The sequence below is a fragment of the Achromobacter sp. 1011791174 genome (assembly GCF_059760925.1).
Map to the genome: position 1 here is coordinate 1 of NZ_JCBANH010000191.1, position 2,844 is coordinate 2,844.

Sequence of the window (2,844 nt, forward strand, 5' to 3'; positions counted from 1 at the left end):
CTCGTCCGTGATGATGGCTGGCGCGCGCAGATGTTGCGCGCGACGACATGAAGGGCAAGGACGACATCATGCGCGACCTGCGCGACAAGCTCAGCGCCATCCAGCTGTCGAGGATCGAGACCAACAGCCGCATCGCGCGCAACATCTGAGCGCGCCAGCCATCATCACGGACGAGACAGCCATCATGCAGACCACCAGCGTTGCAAATTCGAATCCGGCCGCTGTTCCGGCATGGACGGACGGTTCCGCCGCCGAGGCCACGGGAGCGGGCAGGACAGGCCCGGTCCCGTTGGGCGCCGAGGAGATGTCGGGCGAGGATCTGGTCCGGCTGATCGCCAAGGAATTGAAAGAGGGCGCCGGCGGGGATGGCGTGTTCAACGCCAACGGCGCGCCGGCGCTTGGATTCGTCAAGTCGTTTTCCATGAATGACATGGTGGATCTGCTGCGCGTGATACAGAGCAAGAACCAGGAAGTCCAGTCGCAGACCGCGAAGGAAGGCATCCAGAACGACCTGACGAAAAAGGAGCAGAACAGCGCCACGCAGAACAAGAAGATCGAAGAGTGGATCGAGAAGTGCCAGGAAGCCAAGCATCAGAGCGCGGTCAGCAAGATCTTCGGCTGGATCGGCAAGATCGTCGCCGTCGTGGCCTCGGCGCTGTTCCTGGTCGTGGCCACGGGCTTGACGGGGCTGACCGGGGGCCTGGGAGCCCCCATGATCGCGCTGGCCACCCTGGCCCTGATCGGTTCGAGCATGGCGCTGGCGGACCAGATCTCCCGCGAATGCGGCGGTCCGGAAATCAGCCTGACGAATATGGTCACCACCATGGTGGCCAAGACGCTGGAAGCCTGCGGCGTCGATGCCGAGACGGCCGAGCGCATCGGCAAGATCGCGGCCGGCGCGGTGGCCATCATGTTCCCGGTTGTCCTGGTGGTCGACCCGAGCATGCTGGGCGCCATGGCGCTGGGCATCGCCGAGCTGGCGGGCGCCGACGCCAACCAGGCCGCGCTGGCGGCCATGATCGTGACCATCGCCACGGCCCTGACCGTGGGCATCGTCAGCGGCATCCTGACGGGCGGCGCCTCGACCGCGGGCACGGCGGCCAAGATCGCCACCACCATCATCGGCGCCAGCTCCGCCATCATCCAGGGATCGATGGGCATCGCCAAGGGCGCCAACGATCTCAAGGTGGCGGACCTGCAGCACGACGCCGAGTACGCCAGGGCCGAGCAGCAGAAGCTGCAGGCCATCTGTCTCGAACTGCAGAACCGCCTGGAACAAGGCATGGAAGGGCTGAAGAAGGTCTTGGAAGCAATGGACGAGGCCGTGCAGCTCGTCTCGCAGATGCTGAAGGACGGCGCCGACAGCATGGTGCAGGTCACGGCCAACATCAGCAAGCGCCAGCCGATCTGAGCGCTGCGAGAAAACAAGGGAGAACAGCATGAATCAGGATGACAGGGAAGAGCAGACCCGGGGAGAGTTCGGGGCCCATGTGTACCAATCGCTTGCGGGCCTGCCGTCTTCCCAGCGGTTCAGCGGCGAGCAGCTGGAAGTGATCTACGGCATGGCCTATGCCCACGTGGTGCAGAAGCAGTACCGGCAGGCCCTGCCCATCTTCTCGTTCCTGGCGCAGTACGGGCCGACCCGCAAGCACTACTGGGCTGGCATGGCGCTGTGCCTGAACATGATCGGCCGCCATGAAGAAGCGGAATCCATCTACGGCCTGAACGATCTGCTGTTCCCGGCGTCACCGGATTCGGCGCTGCACATGGCCGAATGCCAGATTTCCGCCGGCAGGGTGGAGCAGGCCCGTGACACCCTGGCCGCCGTCCTGCGACGCGCGCAGGGCGATGCCTCGCATGACACCCTTTGCCAACGCGCGCAGGCCCTGATGAAGCTGACGGGCAGCATGGCCGCGACGGCGTGAGGCGATGGAGCAGCTGTTCGGACTGAAGGCGCGGGAACGCGCGCAGGGCGTCGCGCTCGCCGCCGACGCGGCACACCTGCTGACCGAGGTGGGTTTTCTGGCGGCCGCGATGGGCGATATGGTCAATGCCGAGCCGATCTTCAAGGCGCTGCGGCTGTTCAGGCCTGACCGGGCCTATCCCCGGATCGGCCTGGCCGTGGCCTTGATGAACGCGGGCAAGGCCGAGGCCGCCGTGCGCGCGCTGGAGCGGGAGGCCGAGACGATGGATGAAGAGGAAGCGGGGCTGCTCGACGTATGGCGCGGGGTGGCCCTGCAGCTGGCCGGGCGGCGGGCGGAGAGCGTGAAGCTGCTGCGCCGCGTCGCGGGGAATGGCACCCGGGCCGCCGAGCTGGCCGAAGGGCTGCTGGGCCTGGGTTGACAGGAACAGGGAGCGGGCATGGAAATCGGAATTGTGGGACAGGCGCTCGCGGCGACGGGCGTGACGGGCGCGACGCAGGTCGGGCCGGCGCGGTCGCCGGCCTCGGTGCGCGCCATGGAGCAGTTCGCCGCTGTCTTCGGGTCTGGCCTGGGTGACGATGCCAGGACGCCGGCCGTGGATGCCGCGCCGGCCTCGTTCCTGGAAAGAACGCTGGTCGCGACCGATGCGACGCCGACGCTGGGCAGCCAGATCCTGAACGGGCTGCGCTCGGGCGTTGCCGGATTCTCGGACAAATGGACCGGCATGGCCGCTAGGCTGGACGCGGTGGCCGAGCAGCCGGAGCTGGGCAATCTGCTGCGCCTGCAGGCCGACATGCTGCAGCTGTCGGTACAGTACGAAGTCGTGGGCAAGGCGGTGACCCGGAGCACGCAGAACCTGGACACCCTGGTCAGGATGAACTGATGAGCCTGTACCCGCATGAACTCCAAAGAGCGGGCGCGC

The 2,844-nt window shown here is 66.7% G+C and carries 4 protein-coding genes; all 4 read left to right on the forward strand.

Features of this window, described 5'->3' with window-relative positions; genetic code table 11:
• Positions 1-184 precede the first annotated feature (184 nt).
• From sctE to sctI, 4 genes are read left to right on the forward strand one after another with little or no spacing between them, the layout of a single operon-like run.
• Complete coding sequence (gene sctE / locus AC6LJ5_RS30205) at positions 185-1,411, forward strand: type III secretion system translocon subunit SseC family protein (RefSeq protein WP_498142437.1); 1,227 nt, start codon at positions 185-187, stop codon at positions 1,409-1,411.
• A 28-nt stretch (positions 1,412-1,439) separates the two neighbouring features.
• Positions 1,440-1,925, forward strand: a complete 486-nt coding sequence (locus AC6LJ5_RS30210; protein WP_498142438.1) for a SycD/LcrH family type III secretion system chaperone — start codon at positions 1,440-1,442, stop codon at positions 1,923-1,925.
• Positions 1,926-1,929: 4 nt separating this feature from the next.
• Positions 1,930-2,343, forward strand: a complete 414-nt coding sequence (locus AC6LJ5_RS30215) for a hypothetical protein (RefSeq protein ID WP_498142439.1) — start codon at positions 1,930-1,932, stop codon at positions 2,341-2,343.
• 18 nt (positions 2,344-2,361) lie between these two features.
• Positions 2,362-2,805 carry a type III secretion system inner rod subunit SctI gene (sctI, locus tag AC6LJ5_RS30220; RefSeq protein WP_498142440.1) on the forward strand — a complete coding sequence of 148 codons (444 nt, stop codon included), beginning with the start codon at positions 2,362-2,364 and terminating at the stop codon, positions 2,803-2,805.
• Positions 2,806-2,844: the final 39 nt, after the last annotated feature.

Excerpts from the sequence above, each read along its gene's own strand:
- sctE (WP_498142437.1), top strand. The coding sequence starts at position 185 with ATGCAGACCACCAGCGTTGCAAATTCGAATCCGGCCGCTGTTCCGGCA.
- AC6LJ5_RS30210 (WP_498142438.1), top strand. The coding sequence starts at position 1,440 with ATGAATCAGGATGACAGGGAAGAGCAGACCCGGGGAGAGTTCGGGGCC.
- AC6LJ5_RS30215 (WP_498142439.1), top strand. The coding sequence starts at position 1,930 with ATGGAGCAGCTGTTCGGACTGAAGGCGCGGGAACGCGCGCAGGGCGTC.
- sctI (WP_498142440.1), top strand. The coding sequence starts at position 2,362 with ATGGAAATCGGAATTGTGGGACAGGCGCTCGCGGCGACGGGCGTGACG.